This is a genomic window from Limnohabitans sp. 2KL-3 (assembly GCF_001269405.1).
Taxonomy (GTDB): domain Bacteria; phylum Pseudomonadota; class Gammaproteobacteria; order Burkholderiales; family Burkholderiaceae_C; genus Limnohabitans_A.
The window spans coordinates 448,859-467,272 of the sequence record NZ_CXON01000002.1; the positions used below are offsets into that span (position 1 = coordinate 448,859).

Below are 18,414 nucleotides of genomic sequence, written 5' to 3' on the forward strand. Positions count from 1 at the left end.
AAGAGCCTGTTTGCTTGGCTCGCTCAATTGGCCATTTGGGTTGCCACCCTGGCCGCAGCGGCGTTGTTTTGCTTGCTGATGGTCGTGGGGGTGGCCATGGTGGTGGCCTACCCTAATTTGCCGGACATTTCCGATCTGGCCGAATACAAACCCAAGTTGCCGCTTCGCGTGCTGACCGCGGACGGTCAGCTGATTGGCGAATTTGGCGAAGAACGCCGCAACCTGACCCCCATCAAGGACATACCCCGCGTCATGAAAGACGCCGTTTTGGCCATTGAAGACAGCCGGTTTTATGAGCACGGGGGCGTGGACTATCTGGGCATTTTGCGAGCGGGCATCGCCAACATTGGACGCGCCAAAAGTCAGGGCGCATCCACCATCACGATGCAGGTCGCACGCAACGTGTACCTGTCATCCGAAAAAACCTTCACCCGCAAAATTTACGAAATTTTGCTGACCTACAAACTCGAACACCTGCTGAGCAAAGACCAAATTCTGGAAATCTACATGAACCAGATTTTCCTGGGCCATCGGGCCTATGGATTTGCGTCCGCCAGCGAAACTTATTTCGGCAAGCCCCTCAAGGACATCACCATTGCCGAAGCGGCCATGCTGGCAGGTTTGCCCAAAGCGCCCTCTGCACTCAACCCGATCAACAACCCCAAACGCGCACGCTCTCGGCAGCTCTACATCATTGAGCGCATGGAAGAAAACGGCTTCATCACGGCTTCGCAAGCCTTGCGAGCCAAAGCCGAGCCCCTGAAATTGCGGTCCTCGGGTGACAAGAAAATTTTGCACGCCGAACATGTGGCAGAAACCGTGCGTCAAATGGTTTTTGCCCAATACGGACAAGACACCTACACCCGGGGCTTGAACGTTTACACCACCATCCAATCGGGTGAGCAAATGGCCGCCTACAGGGCCCTGCGCCAAGGCCTCATGGACTTTGAGCGACGTCAAATCTACCGGGGCCCGGAAAAATTCATCGACCTGCCCAGCGACCCTAAAAAGGCCGAAGAGGCCATCGACGATGTTTTGGACGACCATCCAGACAACGGTGACGTCATGTCTGCGGTGGTGCTGGAAGCGTCGGCCAAAAAAGTGGTGGTCATCCGCCAAAACGGTGAACAGATCACCATCACGGGCGATGGACTCAAACCCGTTCAATCGGGTTTGGCCGACAAAGCTCCGGCGGCCAAACAAATCCGCAAAGGTGCGGTCATCCGCATTGTGCAAATGGCCAAAGGGGGCTGGGAGATCACGCAGCTGCCTGAAGTCGAAGGCGCTTTTGTGGCCGTGACCCCACAAAACGGCTCCATTCGGGCGCTGGTGGGTGGCTTTGACTTCACCAAAAACAAGTTCAACCACGTCACCCAAGCTTGGCGTCAACCGGGCTCCAGTTTCAAGCCCTTCATTTACTCTGCAGCCCTCGAAAAAGGGTTCACGCCAGCCACGGTTGTCAACGATGCGCCCTTGTTTTTTGATGGTGGCGTCACCGGTGGCCAACCTTGGGAGCCCAAAAACTACGACGGCACCTTTGACGGCCCCATGAGCTTGCGCAAAGGCTTGGCCAAGTCCAAAAACATGGTGTCCATCCGTGTGCTGCAATCAGTGGGTGCACGCAACGCCCAAGAATGGGTCAGTCGTTTTGGTTTTGATGCCGAAAAGCACCCCCCCTACCTCACCATGGCACTGGGTGCCGGCTCGGTCACCGTGATGCAAATGGCCACGGGTTACGCTGTGTTTGCCAATGGCGGTTACCGTGTACAACCGCACCTGATCACCCGCATCACCGATTACAAAGACCGTATTTTGGTGGACAGCCCACCACAAGCCATCACGCCTGACACGCCCCACGCCATCTCGTCACGCAACGCTTACGTGATGACCAGTTTGCTGCAGGAAGTTACCCGTTCAGGAACGGCGGCCAAAGCACAAGCCACCCTCCATCGCAGCGACATTTACGGCAAAACAGGCACAACCAACGATGCCATGGACGCGTGGTTTGCGGGCTACCATCCACAATTGGCTGCTGTGGTCTGGATTGGGTACGACACCCCCAGAAAGCTGGGCGACCGTGAAACCGGTGGTGGATTAAGTCTGCCTGTGTGGATCAATTTCATGGAGACAGCCCTGCGCACTTTGCCTCAAGCTGAACCCATGGCTCCCGAGGGCCTGGTGAACATCGGCGGCGAATGGCTTTACGATGAATACGCACGGGGTGGCGGCGTCAACGCATTGGGCACCAACACGGAATCGACCCCCAAAACACCGGCATCCTTGCCACCCGCTGAAGAAAGAAACCGGATTCTCGACCTCTTCAGAAACTGACCCCAGGCCACGGCAAGCCGTCAGGCCTGCCATGGCCCGACATCGGACACCGCCAAAGGGCTTAGACAGCCCTCAAGCGGCAAATCTCAAAGGCAGCCCCGCTTGCTCACTGGCGTAGCGTGACAAGCTGTCCCAAAACTCCCCTTGACCCTTGGTGTCCATCCACTGAGCGCCATCAAAGCGGTAATGAAAACCACCGCAACGCGCGGCCAACCACACCTCATGCAGCGGCTTTTGCAGGTTTACCACGATCTGGCTGCGGTTTGGAAAAGTGAGGGTGACCATGCCGCCCACGCGCTGGTTGTCCACATCGGCATCCGTGTCGTCGTTCAGCCGATCGCAAGATTGCTCTATGCCACTCAAAAGGCGCTCGGCTTGGTCCATGAATTCAAGGTCGGTCATTACAATCGCAGGATGTTGAAGGTAATGAAGATTCTAGTCATGCTGCATGTCCTTGTTGGCGGTGCGGCTGTGCTGAGCGCCTGCGGGCAAAAAGGCCCTTTGTTTTTGCCCACTGCACCGGAGTCGGCGGGCCGTGCAAGCTTGCCCCAAAGCTTGAACCCCTGGCACACCGTCACACCAGGACCCCCTGGGCAAGCACCTGCGACATCACCTCCACCTGCCCCGGCCCCGGCCTTGCCAACACCTGCCTCACCTGTGCGCTGAATCAAACTCTGACCAGCCACCACCCCGTCCATCTTCACACTGCCCCACGCCTGCGCCATGAACACCCCCATCAACGCTACTTTGCCCGGCCAACCCCACATCGCTTTTCTGGGCGAGCAGCTGCATGTCGAAGGCGTGCGCCTGTCTGAGCTGGCCCGCGAACACGGCACGCCCTTGTTTGTGTACTCCAAAGCCGCCATGCTCTCGGCCTTGGCCGCCTACCAGCGCGGTTTTGCCGGACGTCAGGCGCAAATTTGCTACGCCATGAAGGCCAACTCCAGCCTGGCCATCTTGCAGGTGTTTACCGATGCCGGTTGCGGCTTTGACATCGTCTCGGGCGGCGAGCTGGCGCGCGTGCTGGCTGCGGGCGGCGACCCGGCCAAGGTGATCTTTTCTGGCGTGGGCAAGACCCGCGCCGAAATGAAGCAGGCCCTTCAAGTGGGCATTGGCTGCTTCAACGTCGAAAGCGAAGCCGAACTCGATGTGCTGAGTGACGTGGCCATGGGCCTGGGCAAACAAGCCCCGGTCAGCCTGCGCGTCAACCCCAATGTGGACCCCAAAACCCACCCCTACATCTCGACCGGCCTCAAAGGCAACAAATTCGGCATTGCCCACGAAGACGCGCTACGCGCTTACCAACACGCGGCCAGCCTGCCCGGCCTGAAGGTGGTGGGCATCGACTGCCACATCGGCTCGCAAATCACCGACAGCACGCCCTATCTGGACGCCATGGACCGCGTGCTGGACCTGGTGGCCGAGGTCGAATCAGCGGGCATCCCCATCCACCACATCGACTTTGGCGGCGGCCTGGGCATCAACTACAACGGCGACACCCCGCCCGAGGCCGATGCGCTGTGGGCACAGCTGCTGGCCAAGCTGGATGCACGCGGATACGGCCAGCGTCAACTCATGATCGAACCCGGCCGTTCACTGGTGGGCAATGCGGGCGTTTGCCTGACCGAAGTGCTGTATCTGAAGCCCGGCGAGCAAAAGAACTTTTGCATCGTCGACGCCGCCATGAACGATCTGCCCCGCCCGGCCATGTACCAGGCCTTCCACCAGATCGTGCCGGTGACGCCACGCTCAGGCGATGGTGTGGTGTATGACGTGGTCGGCCCCGTGTGCGAAAGCGGCGACTGGATTGGCCGCGACCGCCAGCTGCAGGTAGCAGCCGGTGATGTGCTCGCTGTGCTGTCAGCGGGTGCTTACTGCATGAGCATGGCCAGCAACTACAACACCCGGGGCCGCGCCGCCGAAATCTTGGTCGATGGCACAAAAGCCCACCTGATTCGCCAGCGCGAATCGGCGTTTGACACCTTTGCGCTGGAGCAGCTGGTCTGAAATGCCCTGTGCAGCCTGAACAGGCTGTACAGCGTCCGATGGCGCGCTCAGGCTCGCCGTCCAAAACTCAGCACGCGCCAGCCCAACAAAACCGCCAAAATGCAAGCGTAAACCAGCACCTCGTCAAAGTCCTGTTTGCCCGCGCGCATCCACCAAAAGTGCAGCACGGCCAACACGGCCACCGCATAAACACCCCGATGCAGCAGCTGCCAACGCCTGCCGCCCAGCCATCGCACGGCCCGGTTGAAAGAGGTGGCGGCCAGCGCAAGCAAGATCACAAAGGCACTGAAACCCAACCAGATGAAGGGGCGCTTGAAGAGGTCTTGCAAGGTGTCGGCCAGGTCAAATCCCATGTCAAACCAGGCGTAGCACAGCAGGTGCAGACTGGCATAAGCAAACACCAGCAAACCCAGCATGCGCCGAAATCGCAGCAGTTCGGGCCAGCCCAGCCAGGTGCGCAAAGGGCTCACGGCCAGCACCACACACAGGCTGCGCAGGGTCCAATCGCCCGTGGCGCGGATCAAGGCTTCGGCGGGGTTGGGGCCTAACTGGTCTTGCAGCGTCTGCAACACCAGCCAGGCCAGGGGCATCAGCCCTACCCACAGCAGCGCCCACCAGGCCGCAGGGTGGCGCAATGCAGCCCTCATGGTCATCAGAAAAATTTCTTCAAATCCATGCCGGCGTAGAGCTGACCAACCTGCGGCTCATAGCCATTGAACATGAGCGTTTTGCGTTTTTTGGCCAACAAGCCGTCTTCGCCAATCCGGCGTTCGGTGGCCTGGCTCCAGCGGGGGTGGTCCACCAGCGGATTCACATTGGAATAAAAGCCATACTCTTGACGCGCTGCCTTTTCCCACGAAGACACGGGTTGTTTGTCGGTGAATCGGATCTTGACCAGGCTCTTGCCGCTCTTGAAACCGTATTTCCAAGGCACGACCAGGCGCAGCGGTGCGCCGTTTTGCTTGGGCAAGACTTCGCCATACATGCCAAAGGCCAGCAAGGTCAGCGGGTGCATGGCCTCGTCCAAGCGCAGGCCTTCCACATAGGGCCAATCCAGCACGCTAGAGCGTAAACCCAGCATGGTCTTGGGGTCGGCCTGTGTGACAAATTCCACAAATTTGGCCCCTGGCAAGGGCTCCACACGCCGAATGAGGTCGGCCAGTGAATAGCCCACCCATGGAATCACCATCGACCAGCCTTCCACGCAGCGCAATCGGTAAATGCGCTCTTCCATGGCGCCCCACTTCATAAGCTCTTCCAGCGAAACACGGCCCGGCTTCTTGACCAAACCCTCTATCTCCACACTCCACGGGTCGGTGATGAGGGTATGGGCACGCTTGGCCGGGTCGGCTTTGTCGGTGCCAAATTCGTAAAAGTTGTTGTAGGTGCTGGCATCCTCATACGGAGTGGGTTTTTCCATGGTGTTGGCCCCCAGCACTGCGGACTTGCCGGCGGCCAAAACTGGCAACTTGCCAGGCCGCGCCGTTTGCGCATGGGCCTCGCGCTGCCCCCAACCGGCCAGAGCCAGCCCCGCTGTGCCCAGTGCCATGTTTCGCACCACCTCGCGGCGCGAGCGATAAACATCAACTGGTGTGATCTCGCTGGCTACAGGGTGTTGAAAACCGTTATCTGAATTTATGATGAGCATGATCTTGCCGAAGAAATGAAGCGATTGCTTGATTTTGAACGGTATCGTCACCTTGTGCAGCCTACTGCCTCAAAAGCCTTCTGCCCTGACTTTTCCAGTCCATCACTTTCGCCAAACATGAATAATCAAAAACCAACAAGTCAAAAAAATTGAATCTTTATTTCGCTAAAATTGATTTTTAGTTATCCTCTATCCCTATGTCACCTCCTGCCCTCATTGAAGTCGTCGACGATGACGAGGACGTGCGCCGAATGATGGTGATGGTGTTGGAGTCGCATGGCTTCAAGGTCAGAGCCCATGACGGAGGCGCGTCGTATTTGAAATCCCCCAAAGCGAGTGCCCCTCGGGTCATGCTGCTCGATGTGCGCATGCCGCAAATGTCAGGCATTGAACTGCAAATTCGCTTGAGGGAAGCGGGCGATGACATTCCCGTGATTTTCATGAGCGGAGAAAGCCTGCCCCATGAAACGCAGGCCGCTCAACGCTCTGACGCCATCGCCTTCCTGTCCAAGCCTTTTCACACCATGGAGTTGTTGAAGGCCATCGAAGCGGGCCTGGAAAAACAAACTCAGGTCAGCAACAAGCCAACCTGAGTCAAGCCGACTTTGGCATCACAGGGTGCCGTAGCTGTGCAAACCGCTCAGAAACATGTTGACGCCCAAAAAGGCAAATGTGGTGATGCCCAAACCGACCAAGGCCCACCAAGCGGCAACCGTGCCGCGCAAACCCTTCATGAGCCGCATGTGCAGCCAAGCTGCATAGTTCAACCAAACGATCAAGGCCCAGGTTTCTTTAGGGTCCCAGCTCCAGTACCCACCCCAAGCCTCAGCAGCCCACAAAGCCCCCAGCACAGTGGCAATGGTGAAAAAGGCAAAACCCACGGCGATGGACTTGTACATCACATCGTCCAAGATCTCGAAAGACGGCAAACGCTCAGCAATGCGACGACGCCCAGCCAAAATCCCCGCCACGATCAAGGCCGAAATGCCGAAATACACCATCCAATAGCCGCTGCCCTCCTCGGTCGGTGCCTTGCGAAACACCACCGGCTCAAAGCACAACACAATGCCCAGCACCCACAAAGGTGCCAGCTTGTACCAGCTTGTTTCGGTCGCCTGTTGTTTGATCAGGTAGGCAAAAGCGACCATCGCCGCCAACGCGAAGGTGCCATAACCAATGAAGTTCGCGGGCACATGCAGCTTCATCCACCAGCTTTTGAGGGCAGGCACCAAAGGTTGAATGGCGTGCGCCTCACGCACCAAGGTGTACCACAGCAAAAATCCCACGGCGGCGCTGACCACCAGCATGACAAAAGCCCCCAATGCGCGTGTTTTGTATTGGGCTTCGTAATACAGGTAAAAAGCAGCTGTCATCCAGCAAAACATCACGAACACTTCGTACAAATTGCTGACAGGAATGTGGCCAATGTCTGGGCCCAACTGATGGCTTTCGTACCAACGCACCAAGGTGCCAATCAAGGCCAATGCCACGGCCACCCAAGCCATGCGCGACCCCAAGGACTCCAAGGAGTCACTTTGACCGCGGACAAAGACCCCAGCCCAGTAAAAAACGGTGCTGATGAAAAACACCATGCTCATCCACAAGATGGCCGACTGGCTGGACAAAAAGTATTTCAAAAAGAACACCTGCTCAGCCCGAGCCAAATCACCTTGGTACAGGTAAATGGCAAACAAGGACAGGCCGGTCACCACCAGCATCAGCGTGCGCAAGGGCCGCCAGAACCAGGCCAGCCACACCACGGCAGGCCAGCTGAACAACAAAATGGCTTGCTCGTAAACATCCATCGACGGCTGGTAGCGCAAAAATGCAAAGACCGTGCCCAGCAAGGCCAGCAAAGCAAAACCCCAGTCCAGGGCAGAGCGCGTGGAAAAATAACCGGGATTCAAGGTGACAGTGGTCATGATTTTTTCTCGGAACGACCCAACAAGCGGGTGGTCAATTGGTCAAATTCGCGGTCAACATCCATCGTCTTGCGGTTGGATGACAAAGCCATCGTCGCATGGGTGCCATCGCCATGGGGTGACAGCCACACCCACAAGCGTCGGTCACGAACATACAACATTGCAAAAATACCCAAAATCAAAAGGGCACAGCCCAAGTAAACGATCGACTGGCCTGGGGCTCTGGCCACCTGAAAAACGCTGGCTTGGACCTGCTTGAAATCTTTGAGCAAGAAGGTCATGGGTGCAGGATAAAGAGGCGCATCGGACAAAGCCAGCACGGCCTGCGACATGAATCCTTGCACCTTGTCTTCAGGCATCGGCTTGACTCCCGATTGTTCGCGTGCCACGGCATCGAGCTCAAACAAGGCCCCGTTCAGGATGCGCACAAACATCTCACCCGCCCGGGCACGCTCGTCTTGCGGCACATTGCTTTCCAGGAAATCGGCCAAGGCCTGCAAACCCGAAGACGACTTGCCGTTGACTTTCTCCAAACCGGCAAACAGGCCCAAGGCACGCGCCGCCGAATCGGCCAGTTGCTGGGTCAACTCAGGGCGTTTGGGGTCCACGGCTTTGCTGGCATATCGCTGCACTGCGCGGCTGCGCAACTCGGGCGTGTCCAAAGCCGCCCGCAAGCGAATGAAGCCCAGCAATTCGCCATTCTCATCGGCGGGTGGACGCAAATAGCGGTAGGGCTCGCTGGGCACTTCGCGCATGCCCAGCAAAAACACGGGCACACCATCGCCCGCATCCACCGGCAACATGTAGTTGTTGTACTCGCGAGCTTGGCCAGCGGCGTCACGCAGCTTGTAACTCACGCTGGGACCCACGTTCTGCAAAGACTTGGTTTGGGTGGTTTTGTGACCAGCCCCCAGTCGCTGCTCAATCGCACTGCCCAAGTCGACTTTGCGCACATCCACCGCTTGGCCATTGGGTCCTTGACCGCCCGACAGGTTTTCCACGTTGATGACACGCAAGCCGGTGAACTCCAGGCTCAATTTTTCAGTCCCGTTGCTCAGATCGGTGCTGCTGCCAATGGTCCCTTCCACCTCAAAGGGGCGGGTCGCCGCTGACATGGGCACGGCTTGCAATTTGACCGTGGAGCCCCCATCGTCAAAACTGGACTGGTAAATGTTGATGCCCTTGAAGCTGGCCGGGTGATTGACCTCGACACGCGCTTCTTGTTTCTCGCCCGTGGCTTTGTCGTGGATGATGATGTCGCTGGCAAACAACTTGGGCATGCCGGTCGAGTAGTACTCCACAATGAACTTTTTGAGCTCAATCACAAAGGGCAGATCCTGCAACAAAATGCCATTGGACTGGTTCAGGATGGCTGTACCCGAGGCCGTGTCTTCAGCCACCAGCAAATTGCCCCGAAAAGCCGGATTGCGTTCAGACAGTCGGTGCTGAGCGGGCACATCGGCAATCAGGCCGCCGCCGTTGTAAATTTCCTTGCCACCAAACCACATCTGGGCACGGACCATCAGGTCGCCGTCCAGCAAGCCCCCGACACACACCAACACAATGGCCGAATGCGCCGCGATGTAGCCGATTTTGTTGGCTGCACCGGCCTTGGCCGCCAACATCCACCCCTTGCCTGCCGGGGTGTCTCGCTCTTGCAGTTTGACTTTCCAGCCCCCCGTGGCCAGCAAGGCCCCTAAACGATGGGCGGCAGCTTGGGGCAACTCGTTGAGCGAGCCTTCGGCCTTGTTGTGAAACGCCTTGAGGCTTTGTTCACGGATGTTTTCCTTGTAGTTTTTAAGGTCCACCAGGATTTTGGGCGTGTTGCGGGCAATGCACAGGCTGGTGCTGATGACCAAAAAGGCCAGAATCAGCAAAAACCACCAAGCGCTGTAAACCGTGTTGAGCTTGAGCGTGGTGAACACTTCGGCCCAAAAGGGGCCGAACTGGTTGACGTAGTTGTTGCTGGGCTCGTTTTGTTTGAGCACCGTGCCAATCACCGAAGCAATGCAGATGATCGTCAACAAAGAAATGGCAAACCGCATGGACGACAGCAACTCGATCACGGCCTGCCCTCGGGGCGAGCCGCGCTCGGATTCAAGGCGGGGTGCAACAGTCGTCATGGGGTGTATCAAAATGAAGCAGACAAGGAAATGGCGGGACAGAGCCCGCCAAAAACGTTCAAGGCCGGAAAACCGGCCTTGGTGCATGTCATATCAGCCGGTTCTTAATTGTGCCCCAATGATGTGATTCAGGCCCTAAAACCCCCTGAAGTCCACAGGGCAAAAGCGACACACACCCGGGTCATCTCCCGGCAAGAACCTCAGCGCAAACCGGCAATGTAGTCGGACACCGCCTTGATTTCGCGGTCGTTCATCTTGGCGGCCACTTGGGTCATTTGCACATTGTTCTTGCGAACGCCTTCACGGAACTGCACCAACTGCGAAGCGGTGTATTCGGCATGCTGACCCGACAAACGGGGGTATTGCGATGGCATGCCGGCCCCGTTGGGCGAATGGCAGCTGGCGCAAGCGGCGATCTGACGGTCAGGAATGCCGCCACGGTAGATGCGCTCACCCCATGCCACCGTGTCTTTTTCTTTGGCAAAGCCAGGTTTGGCTTGTTTGGAGGCCAGCCAATAACTGATGTTGCGCATGTCGTCGCTGCTCAAACCCGCCACCATGCCGCTCATGACAGCGTTGGCGCGTTTGCCGGATTTGAATTCGGCCAATTGCTTCATCAGGTATTCGGGGTGCTGCTGGGCCAACTTGGGGTTGACCGGTGTGCCAGAGTTGCCGTCGGCTGCGTGACAGGCCACACAAGCAGCTGTGTAAATGGCTTCACCTTTGGCCAAATCGGGCTTGGCAGCTTTGGGTGCCGGGTCGGCGGCCAAAACAGAACCGGCCATCAAAGAGGCCGACAAAACAGTGATCAGGAAAGAGGAAATCGACTTCATGGCGTGATCCAAGAGTTGGCGCAAAACTCAAGGATTCTACAATGAGGTCCGCGTCAGTTTCCTGACGACCTGAGGTATCCCTGATTTATGAGCTCCCGCCCCCACGTTCGCGCCCCCGCCAGAACCCCAGCCAAGCGGTTGGCCGCCCGGACCACCCGTCCCACAGCCCCCTCGGTCAGCGAGGCTGCAGCGAGCACCGACGCCACCTCGCCTGCCGCACCCCACCAGGTCACCCCCATGGGCTGGATGCACACTGCCCGGTTTTTGACCACCGCCGCACAGCTGCACCACCTGCCCGCCATGGACACCCCTGAAATTGCTTTTGTGGGCCGCTCCAACGCCGGCAAGAGCACCTGCATCAACACCTTGACGCAAAAAAAACAGCTGGCTTTTGCCTCCAAAAAGCCAGGGCGTACCCAGCACATCAACCTGTTTGCACTGGGCAAACAAGGCGTCACCGATGCGGTGCTGGCGGATTTACCGGGTTACGGCTATGCGGCCGTCGCCAAAATGGACAAGCTGCGCTGGCAACAAGTCATGGCCAATTACCTGGTCAGCCGCGAGAACCTCAAAGGCATCGTCATGATGTGCGACCCGCGCCACGGGCTGACCGAACTCGATGACATCTTGCTCGAAGTGATCCGGCCCCGTGTCGAAGAGGGCTTGAAGTTTTTGATCATCCTGACCAAAGCCGACAAACTGACCCGCGCCGAGCAAGCCAAGGCCCTGTCGATTGCGCGACTGCAAGCCGGTGGCGGGGAAGTGAAACTCTTTTCTGCTTTGAAAAAACAAGGCGTGGACGATGTTGCCAAGCTGCTGTGGGACTGGACGCATCCCGCCCAAGGCGAAGTGCTCACCCCCAAGCCGCCTGCACCCATCGAAGAAGAACCTGAAGCCCTGGACGAGTGAGGCGGCGCTGGTGACAGCCCTGCATCACCGTCCCTCAAGGAGTGACCTGCAGTGCCCCCCGATTTACAAACTTGGCAGCAAGAGCTGCCCCATGGCATCACGCTCAGTTGTCGCGCTTTTGGCGAGTCGGGTCGTCCGGTGTTGCTGTTTTTGCACGGCTTTCCCGAAGGTGCCTGGGTTTGGGACCCCTTGATGGCGTTCTTTGCTCTGCCTGAAAACGGGAGCTATCGCTGCGTGGCCCCCAATTTGCGGGGCTATGAACGCTCCAGCGCACCACAAGACGTCAAGGCTTACCGCGCCAAACACCTGGTGCAAGACATCTTGGCCTTGATCGCGCACGAATGCGGCTCCGCCCCACTGGCCGCCCTGATCGCCCACGACTGGGGCGGAGCCGTGGCCTGGAACCTGGCCAACCAACAAGCCGAGCGCCTGCGCCAGTTGGTCATCATCAACTCGCCCCACCCCGGCCCATTGCTCAAGGCCTTGCAAGACAACCCAGAGCAGCAAGCCGCCAGTGCTTACATGAACTTTTTGGTGCAGGACGATGCCGCCGAACAATTGGCGGCCCATGATTTTGAGCGCCTGTTTGGCTTCTTGGACGGACAAGACCACAGCCTCCAATCCCTCACCGCCCGGCCACCCAGTCCACCCGACCAAGCCCACTGGCTCAATTCACAGGTTCGGGAGAAATACCGCTCTGTTTGGCAGCACGGCCTGCAGGGCGGGCTCAATTACTACCGCGCCTCGCCCCTGCGCCCACCCACGGCCACCGACCCGGGGGCCTCGGCCGTTCAAATACCGCCCGAAGCCATGCGCATCACGGTGCCCACCTTGGTGCTGTGGGCACAAAATGATGTGGCCCTGCTGCCCTGCCTGACCGAAGGTCTGAACGAGCACATCAACGACTTGAAGCTGGTGCCCATCGAGCACGCCACCCACTGGGTGGTGCATGAGCAAACCGCACGCGTGATCGGCGAAATTCAGGCCTTTTTGACGCCGACACCGTCATAAACCCCAGGCTCGCCCTCGGGCCGGGTTTTGAACCGTTTGTGCACCCAGTAATACTGCTCGGGCATGGTGCGGATCAATGACTCCAACGCCTGGTTCATGCGCAAGGTGTCAGCCTGCACATCGCTGCTGGGAAAATCTGCCCAAACCGGTCCGATCTCGGTGCTGTAGCCCGAAGCCGTCATGCGCGTGACCACCGACAGCACCTGCGCCCGGCCCAAGCGGGCAAAGCGCGACAACGAAGGCACAGTGGCCGTTTGCACGCCAAAAAAGGGCACAAACAAGGACTCTTGACGCCCAAAATCCATGTCAGGCAACAAATACAGCTTGTCGCCCTGGCGCAAGCCAGACACGATGGGCTTGACGCCCCCGTGCCTGAAATACAAAGCCACAGCCCCCGAACGGTTGCGCCCATCGCGCACCCAATCGTCCAAAGCCAAAGCGCTTTGGGGCACATAAATGCTGGCCATTCGCACGCCCCCCAGCATGGTGAGCGCCGTACCACCTGCATCCAACCCCACAAAATGCGGCGCCAGCATGACCACCGCCGAATCCCCTTGCAGCGGCGACACGTCGCCCAATACCGTCAAACGCCGACGCAACTGCGCCATCGAGCCATGCCACAACCAAGACCGGTCCAGCAAGGCCTGCATCACCCGAACCACATGCTGGCGAGCCATGCGGGTGCGCTTTGCACCGCTCAAATGCGGAAAACACAGGCCCAAATTGACCTGAACAATGTGTCTTCTTTCGTGCGCCAAGGCATACAGCGCATGGCCCAAAACCCAACCCAAGGCTCGGACCCAAGACAAGGGCAAAGGCGCAAGAAGGCGCATGAACACCAACAGCAACTGCGACATCAAGCCTCCTGGCGAGGGGTTTTGTAGCGGGCATAGCCCCACAAATACTGCTGAGGGCAAGCCAAAATCATCGTCTCCATGGCTTGGTTGATCTGCACCACAGCGGCCTCCAGATCGTTTGACAAGGCCTGGTCCAGGGCCTGGGTGTGCAGCCGATAACCCCGCCCCCACGACAAACGCTCCCCCCAAATCAACACCACTTTGGCCCCGGTTTGCAAAGCCAGACGGGCCGCCAAAGTCATGGTGTAAGCGGGTTTGCCAAAAAACGGCGCCCAAACGCCCATGCCCTCGGGCGGTACTTGGTCGGGCAACAAGCCCACCGCTTGCCCAGCCCGCAATGCTTTGATCATTTGGCGCACCCCCGACAAATTGGTGGGCACCGCCTGCAAACCGGGACGGTTTCGGGCCAAGGCCATCACTTCGCCTAAAGCCGCTTGCCTGGCCGGGCGGTAAAGCACCGTCAAAGGCCCATATTGCGCACCAAACCGCGCGGCCAAGGCCTGGGCCGTGATTTCAAAGCAGCCCATGTGGGGCGTGAGAAACAACACCCCTTGCCCCAAAGCATAAGCATCGGCCGCGGCCTGCGCATCGGCCCAAACCACCGAAGGCGTTTGGCCCAGCCACAAACGCGGCAACTCGGCCGACATGCGCCCGGCCTGCCCCACCGCCCCCACCAAGGTGCGCCAACCCAGCCCCGCTTGACGGGCATTGGCCCCCATGCGACGGCGGTAAGTGGGCGAAAAAAGCCAGGCCAGCCAACCGCCCGCCACACCCAGGACATGCAAGGCCCACAAAGGCCAATGTGAAAAAAATCTGAACCAACGAAGCATAAGACCCTGATTTTGCCTTGAACTCCAAAACCCACAGTGCCACCGCAACACCGGCCAGGCGCTTACCGGTTTGTGTGATGGGCACTACCTGTTCTGGGAAACCCGGAGACTTCGAGCGCGTTCTACCATGCCAAGACCCTCAAAAAGCCCAAGACAACCAAGCCTATCCAAGCGAGCACCCCACGATGAAAAATTCACACAACCCCCAAAATCCACAAATTTATGTCAGCACCAGCCAAGCGGCCAAAACCCTGGGCTTGTCGGTGGGCACGGTTCAGCGCATGGTGCAAAGCGGGGTCTTCAAGGCCTTCGTCACCCATGGTGGCCATCGCCGCATCCTGTCCGAATCGGTCATGGACTATTGCAAAGGCCAAGGCTTCAACCTGCTCTACCCCCTGCCCGAGGCGCACCCGGGCCGCTCGCTGGTGTGCGTTTTGCACGACGGCGAACACCTCTCACAGGCCTTGGACACCTTGGCGCACTGGCCCCACATCAAGGTCATGACCCACCCACTGGACCTGATCGACATCACACAAAATGTGGACGCCTTCTTCATGGACGCCCGAATTCCCTGGCTGCACACCTCGGCCATGCATCTGCAAAACGCCCGCATGCAGCAAGCACACATCGTCATTTACAACTGCACCTGCCTGCCCGACAGCAGCACCTTGCACCAAGCGCCACACCTGAGCTTGTTTGAAGGCGACATCAGCACCGATCTGGTCGACGGGTATTTGCTCAGCCCCCACCATGCACACGAGAGCCGAAAGCCAACCCATTGACGCCTACCGGAAAACCCTGCCTCTTGAAATGCACCGAAATGGCCTTATCATTAGCACTCGATGGGGATGAGTGCTAACAACGCCCCTCTCCTCAGATTTCAGCTGCACCCCTTTGGTGCTTTTGTTTTTCAACCCTTGTTTCAAATCCAGGAGATTCCATGAAACTGCGTCCTTTGGGCGATCGCGTGATCGTCAAGCGTATCGAAAGCGAAACCAAAACAGCCTCGGGCATCGTGATCCCCGACTCGGCTGCTGAAAAGCCCGATCAAGGTGAAGTCCTGGCCGTCGGCCCAGGCAAGACCAACGACAAAGGCGAGACCAAGGCCCTGAGCGTCAAAGTCGGCGACCGCGTGTTGTTCGGCAAGTACAGCGGCCAGACCGTCAAGGTGGCTGGCGACGAGCTGCTGGTCATGAAAGAAGAAGACCTGTTCGCAGTGGTCGAGTGATTTGCGGGACAGACCGAACGACGCGCGAAGCGCCCGTTCGCTCTGTCCTCAACTGATTAATCTGAATTTAGGAGCTTAAAAATGGCAGCAAAAGACGTAATTTTCGGCGGCGAAGCCCGCGCACGCATGGTTGAAGGCGTGAACATTTTGGCCAACGCGGTCAAAGTGACTCTGGGCCCTAAAGGCCGCAATGTGGTTCTGGAGCGTTCTTTCGGCGCCCCCACCGTGACCAAGGACGGTGTGTCCGTGGCCAAGGAAATCGAACTCAAAGACAAGCTGCAAAACATGGGCGCGCAGATGGTCAAGGAAGTCGCTTCCAAAACTTCTGACAACGCGGGTGACGGCACCACCACTGCCACCGTGTTGGCCCAAGCCATCGTGCGCGAAGGCATGAAGTACGTGGCCGCTGGCATGAACCCGATGGACCTGAAGCGCGGCATCGACAAAGCAGTGACTGCTTTGATCGAAGAGCTGAAGAAGGCCACCAAAGCCACCACCACCAGCAAAGAAATCGCCCAAGTCGGCTCGATTTCTGCCAACTCTGACACCAGCATCGGCGAAATCATCGCCAACGCCATGGACAAAGTGGGCAAAGAAGGCGTGATCACCGTGGAAGACGGCAAGTCTTTGAACAACGAACTCGACGTCGTTGAAGGCATGCAGTTTGACCGCGGCTACCTGTCGCCCTACTTCATCAACAACCCCGAAAAGCAAGCTGCTTTGTTGGACAACCCCTTCGTGTTGTTGTTCGACAAGAAGATCAGCAACATCCGCGATCTGCTGCCCACACTGGAAGCCGTTGCCAAAGCGGGCCGTCCTTTGTTGATCATTGCCGAAGAAGTTGAAGGCGAAGCCTTGGCAACTTTGGTGGTGAACACCATCCGTGGCATCTTGAAGGTGGTGGCTGTCAAGGCTCCAGGCTTTGGCGATCGTCGCAAAGCCATGTTGGAAGACATCGCCATCTTGACCGGCGGCAAAGTGATCGCTGAAGAAGTCGGCCTGACCCTCGAAAAAGTGACTTTGGCCGATCTGGGCCAAGCCAAGCGCATCGAAGTGGGCAAGGAAAACACCATCATCATCGACGGCGCTGGCGCTGCTGGTGACATCGAAGCCCGCGTCAAACAAGTGCGCGTGCAAATCGAAGAAGCCACTTCTGACTACGACCGCGAGAAGCTGCAAGAGCGCGTGGCCAAGTTGGCTGGCGGTGTGGCCGTGATCAAGGTCGGCGCTGCCACCGAAGTCGAGATGAAAGAGAAGAAAGCCCGCGTTGAAGACGCCCTGCACGCTACACGCGCTGCTGTGGAAGAAGGCATCGTGGCTGGCGGCGGCGTGGCTTTGCTGCGTGCACGTCAGATGGCGGGTGTCATCAAAGGCGACAACGCTGACCAAGACGCCGGCATCAAGCTGGTGTTGAAAGCCATCGAAGCGCCTCTGCGCGAGATCGTGTACAACGCCGGCGGCGAGCCCTCGGTGGTGGTCAACGCGGTGTTGGCCGGTACAGGCAACTACGGCTTCAACGCAGCGAACGACACCTACGGCGACATGATCGAAATGGGTATTCTGGATCCTACAAAAGTGACCCGTACTGCTTTGCAGAACGCCGCTTCTGTGGCTTCTTTGATGCTCACAACCGAGTGCATGGTTTCCGAAGCCCCGAAGGACGAGTCCGGCGCTGGCGGCGGCATGCCTGACATGGGCGGCATGGGTGGTATGGGCGGCATGGGCATGTAATTGCCCCGCTGTCTGGACTGAGGGCTCAGGCCCTCACCCAGCCAACCACAAAGCCCCGCAAGGTAAAAGCCTTGCGGGGCTTTTTTTCGTGACGACGGATCAAGGTCTGCGCCGGACGGCAGCTTCCGCCTGGGGGATCGGTGTTGGTCTGCGAGGCTTGATCGCGGCGAGGGTGCCGCGCCTACAGGCGAGGGCGCCTGCTAACTTCAGGGGTCCGAATCAAAGACTCACAGGGCAGATGCCTCGATCTTCAACACCCAGTACGCGCCTTGGCCCTGCACCGCCTGAAAGCGGACTTTCTGGCCGACATGCAGACCGTTGAGTTGGCTGGGGTTTTGGATTTGGAACACCATGCTCATGGGCGGCATGTCCAGGTTTTTGATCTCGCCGTGTTTGAGCGCCACCTTGCCTGCGGCCTTGTCGATGTGCCGCACCTCGGCCGTGGCCCAAGGCAGCGCTGCGGCGTCATCATTCACGCGCTGCAGGCCCTCACGCTGGGCCATGCGGCGCAGCCCGGGGTAGCGTTGAAAACTTTTGCTGCTGCCGTCTTTTTGCACCAGCAGCACGTCATAGGCGTCTTTGCGGCCCTTGTATTCGGGGCCATCCATGCCCGGGCTGCCAATGGGCATGCCGGGCACCGACAAACCCAGCGCCACTGGCCGCTCTTTCAAGAGACGGTGAATGTCGGCGGCAGGCACATGGCCCTCAATGACATAACCGCCCACGCTGGCGGTGTGGCAGGAGCCGAGTTGCTCGGGCATGCCCAAGCGCTTGCGGGCGGCGGTGTTGCCCACATCGCGCACCTCGACCTTGAAGCCACTGGCCTGCAGGTGTTCCACCCACAACTGGCAGCAGCCGCAGTTGGGATCTTTCCAGACTTGCACCAAGGTGGCTTGCGCCAGCGCTGTGCGTTGAAAACCCGTAACGGCCAACACGGCTGCAGTTGCAAGCCATTGGCGTCTGGGCATGGCTTTGATGTGTGAA

At 58.5% G+C, this 18,414-nt stretch carries 18 protein-coding genes and 1 pseudogene; 9 read left to right on the plus strand and 10 right to left on the minus strand.

Going from position 1 to position 18,414, the window contains the following annotated elements:
* Window positions 1-78 precede the first annotated feature (78 nt).
* On the plus strand, window positions 79-2,331 hold the full coding sequence (locus tag AMM41_RS04525; protein ID WP_228769099.1) for a penicillin-binding protein 1A: 2,253 nt from the start codon (window positions 79-81) through the stop codon (window positions 2,329-2,331).
* A gap of 72 nt (window positions 2,332-2,403) precedes the next feature.
* Here AMM41_RS04525 and cyaY read toward each other — a convergent pair whose 3' ends face one another.
* The gene (cyaY, locus tag AMM41_RS04530; RefSeq protein ID WP_089953434.1) at window positions 2,404-2,733 is read right to left on the minus strand and encodes an iron donor protein CyaY; all 330 of its coding nucleotides are present in this window, start codon (window positions 2,731-2,733) and stop codon (window positions 2,404-2,406) included.
* A gap of 39 nt (window positions 2,734-2,772) precedes the next feature.
* Here cyaY and AMM41_RS04535 point away from each other — a divergent pair, with 39 nt between their 5' ends.
* Together AMM41_RS04535 and lysA are read left to right on the plus strand one after the other, a co-directional pair.
* Window positions 2,773-2,997, plus strand: a complete 225-nt coding sequence (locus AMM41_RS04535) for an LPS translocon maturation chaperone LptM (protein ID WP_228769089.1) — start codon at window positions 2,773-2,775, stop codon at window positions 2,995-2,997.
* Window positions 2,998-3,054: 57 nt separating this feature from the next.
* Window positions 3,055-4,338 (plus strand): diaminopimelate decarboxylase, encoded by a 1,284-nt coding sequence (gene lysA, locus AMM41_RS04540; RefSeq protein ID WP_089953440.1) that lies wholly within the window; start codon window positions 3,055-3,057, stop codon window positions 4,336-4,338.
* A 47-nt stretch (window positions 4,339-4,385) separates the two neighbouring features.
* On the opposite strand, the gene AMM41_RS04545 is transcribed toward lysA, so the two are convergent.
* Entirely contained in the window at window positions 4,386-4,985 is a 600-nt protein-coding gene (locus AMM41_RS04545; RefSeq protein ID WP_089953720.1) for a protein-methionine-sulfoxide reductase heme-binding subunit MsrQ, read from the minus strand.
* A gap of 5 nt (window positions 4,986-4,990) precedes the next feature.
* Window positions 4,991-5,986, minus strand: a complete 996-nt coding sequence (gene msrP / locus AMM41_RS04550) for a protein-methionine-sulfoxide reductase catalytic subunit MsrP (protein WP_089953717.1) — start codon at window positions 5,984-5,986, stop codon at window positions 4,991-4,993.
* 197 nt (window positions 5,987-6,183) lie between these two features.
* Here msrP and AMM41_RS04555 point away from each other — a divergent pair, with 197 nt between their 5' ends.
* Window positions 6,184-6,579, plus strand: coding sequence for a response regulator transcription factor (locus AMM41_RS04555; RefSeq protein ID WP_089953442.1), 396 nt, complete (start codon window positions 6,184-6,186; stop codon window positions 6,577-6,579).
* Between the two features lie 18 nt (window positions 6,580-6,597).
* Here AMM41_RS04555 and ccsB read toward each other — a convergent pair whose 3' ends face one another.
* From ccsB to AMM41_RS04570, 3 genes are all read right to left on the minus strand, one after another.
* Window positions 6,598-7,908: a c-type cytochrome biogenesis protein CcsB gene (ccsB, locus tag AMM41_RS04560; protein ID WP_089953445.1), complete on the minus strand. Its 1,311-nt coding sequence runs from the start codon at window positions 7,906-7,908 to the stop codon at window positions 6,598-6,600.
* Window positions 7,905-10,031, minus strand: coding sequence for a cytochrome c biogenesis protein ResB (locus AMM41_RS04565; RefSeq protein ID WP_089953447.1), 2,127 nt, complete (start codon window positions 10,029-10,031; stop codon window positions 7,905-7,907). The genes ccsB and AMM41_RS04565 overlap by 4 nt, the downstream gene beginning before the upstream one ends.
* 200 nt (window positions 10,032-10,231) lie before the next feature.
* Window positions 10,232-10,864, minus strand: a complete 633-nt coding sequence (locus AMM41_RS04570) for a c-type cytochrome (RefSeq protein ID WP_089953449.1) — start codon at window positions 10,862-10,864, stop codon at window positions 10,232-10,234.
* A gap of 237 nt (window positions 10,865-11,101) precedes the next feature.
* Between AMM41_RS04570 and yihA the strand changes: the two genes are divergently transcribed.
* Both yihA and AMM41_RS04580 read left to right on the plus strand, forming a co-directional pair.
* Window positions 11,102-11,773, plus strand: a complete 672-nt coding sequence (yihA, locus tag AMM41_RS04575) for a ribosome biogenesis GTP-binding protein YihA/YsxC (protein WP_089953723.1) — start codon at window positions 11,102-11,104, stop codon at window positions 11,771-11,773.
* A gap of 51 nt (window positions 11,774-11,824) precedes the next feature.
* Window positions 11,825-12,784 (plus strand): alpha/beta fold hydrolase, encoded by a 960-nt coding sequence (locus AMM41_RS04580; RefSeq protein ID WP_228769090.1) that lies wholly within the window; start codon window positions 11,825-11,827, stop codon window positions 12,782-12,784.
* Here the strand turns inward: AMM41_RS04580 and AMM41_RS04585 are convergent.
* Both AMM41_RS04585 and AMM41_RS04590 read right to left on the minus strand, forming a co-directional pair.
* A complete protein-coding gene (locus AMM41_RS04585; RefSeq protein WP_228769091.1) occupies window positions 12,754-13,641 on the minus strand; it encodes an LpxL/LpxP family acyltransferase in 888 nt (295 codons plus the stop codon). The two genes, AMM41_RS04580 and AMM41_RS04585, sit on opposite strands and share 31 nt — an antisense overlap.
* Window positions 13,641-14,471: a lysophospholipid acyltransferase family protein gene (locus AMM41_RS04590; RefSeq protein WP_089953456.1), complete on the minus strand. Its 831-nt coding sequence runs from the start codon at window positions 14,469-14,471 to the stop codon at window positions 13,641-13,643. The genes AMM41_RS04585 and AMM41_RS04590 overlap by 1 nt, the downstream gene beginning before the upstream one ends.
* A gap of 185 nt (window positions 14,472-14,656) precedes the next feature.
* On the opposite strand from AMM41_RS04590, the gene AMM41_RS04595 reads away from it, so the two are divergent.
* From AMM41_RS04595 to groL, 3 genes are all read left to right on the plus strand, one after another.
* Window positions 14,657-15,253, plus strand: a complete 597-nt coding sequence (locus tag AMM41_RS04595; protein ID WP_089953459.1) for a helix-turn-helix domain-containing protein — start codon at window positions 14,657-14,659, stop codon at window positions 15,251-15,253.
* Window positions 15,254-15,411: 158 nt separating this feature from the next.
* Complete coding sequence (groES, locus tag AMM41_RS04600; RefSeq protein WP_089953461.1) at window positions 15,412-15,699, plus strand: co-chaperone GroES; 288 nt, start codon at window positions 15,412-15,414, stop codon at window positions 15,697-15,699.
* Between the two features lie 81 nt (window positions 15,700-15,780).
* A complete protein-coding gene (gene groL, locus AMM41_RS04605) occupies window positions 15,781-17,430 on the plus strand; it encodes a chaperonin GroEL (RefSeq protein WP_089953464.1) in 1,650 nt (549 codons plus the stop codon).
* A 227-nt stretch (window positions 17,431-17,657) separates the two neighbouring features.
* Here groL and AMM41_RS22170 read toward each other — a convergent pair whose 3' ends face one another.
* Both AMM41_RS22170 and AMM41_RS22175 read right to left on the minus strand, forming a co-directional pair.
* Window positions 17,658-17,933 (minus strand): copper-binding protein, encoded by a 276-nt coding sequence (locus tag AMM41_RS22170; RefSeq protein WP_228769100.1) that lies wholly within the window; start codon window positions 17,931-17,933, stop codon window positions 17,658-17,660.
* A gap of 24 nt (window positions 17,934-17,957) precedes the next feature.
* Window positions 17,958-18,398 (minus strand): annotated as a pseudogene (locus AMM41_RS22175) (DUF411 domain-containing protein); the annotation flags it as partial.
* Window positions 18,399-18,414: the final 16 nt, after the last annotated feature.

What these genes read in the sequence shown, in the direction of transcription:
- AMM41_RS04525 (WP_228769099.1), top strand. Translation starts at nt 79, where the DNA reads ATGGTCGTGGGGGTGGCCATGGTGGTGGCCTACCCTAATTTGCCGGAC.
- cyaY (WP_089953434.1), bottom strand. Translation starts at nt 2,733, where the DNA reads ATGACCGACCTTGAATTCATGGACCAAGCCGAGCGCCTTTTGAGTGGC.
- AMM41_RS04535 (WP_228769089.1), top strand. Translation starts at nt 2,773, where the DNA reads ATGCTGCATGTCCTTGTTGGCGGTGCGGCTGTGCTGAGCGCCTGCGGG.
- lysA (WP_089953440.1), top strand. Translation starts at nt 3,055, where the DNA reads ATGAACACCCCCATCAACGCTACTTTGCCCGGCCAACCCCACATCGCT.
- AMM41_RS04545 (WP_089953720.1), bottom strand. Translation starts at nt 4,985, where the DNA reads ATGAGGGCTGCATTGCGCCACCCTGCGGCCTGGTGGGCGCTGCTGTGG.
- msrP (WP_089953717.1), bottom strand. Translation starts at nt 5,986, where the DNA reads ATGCTCATCATAAATTCAGATAACGGTTTTCAACACCCTGTAGCCAGC.
- AMM41_RS04555 (WP_089953442.1), top strand. Translation starts at nt 6,184, where the DNA reads ATGTCACCTCCTGCCCTCATTGAAGTCGTCGACGATGACGAGGACGTG.
- ccsB (WP_089953445.1), bottom strand. Translation starts at nt 7,908, where the DNA reads ATGACCACTGTCACCTTGAATCCCGGTTATTTTTCCACGCGCTCTGCC.
- AMM41_RS04565 (WP_089953447.1), bottom strand. Translation starts at nt 10,031, where the DNA reads ATGACGACTGTTGCACCCCGCCTTGAATCCGAGCGCGGCTCGCCCCGA.
- AMM41_RS04570 (WP_089953449.1), bottom strand. Translation starts at nt 10,864, where the DNA reads ATGAAGTCGATTTCCTCTTTCCTGATCACTGTTTTGTCGGCCTCTTTG.
- yihA (WP_089953723.1), top strand. Translation starts at nt 11,102, where the DNA reads ATGGGCTGGATGCACACTGCCCGGTTTTTGACCACCGCCGCACAGCTG.
- AMM41_RS04585 (WP_228769091.1), bottom strand. Translation starts at nt 13,641, where the DNA reads ATGTCGCAGTTGCTGTTGGTGTTCATGCGCCTTCTTGCGCCTTTGCCC.
- AMM41_RS04590 (WP_089953456.1), bottom strand. Translation starts at nt 14,471, where the DNA reads ATGCTTCGTTGGTTCAGATTTTTTTCACATTGGCCTTTGTGGGCCTTG.
- AMM41_RS04595 (WP_089953459.1), top strand. Translation starts at nt 14,657, where the DNA reads ATGAAAAATTCACACAACCCCCAAAATCCACAAATTTATGTCAGCACC.
- groES (WP_089953461.1), top strand. Translation starts at nt 15,412, where the DNA reads ATGAAACTGCGTCCTTTGGGCGATCGCGTGATCGTCAAGCGTATCGAA.
- groL (WP_089953464.1), top strand. Translation starts at nt 15,781, where the DNA reads ATGGCAGCAAAAGACGTAATTTTCGGCGGCGAAGCCCGCGCACGCATG.
- AMM41_RS22170 (WP_228769100.1), bottom strand. Translation starts at nt 17,933, where the DNA reads ATGGCCCAGCGTGAGGGCCTGCAGCGCGTGAATGATGACGCCGCAGCG.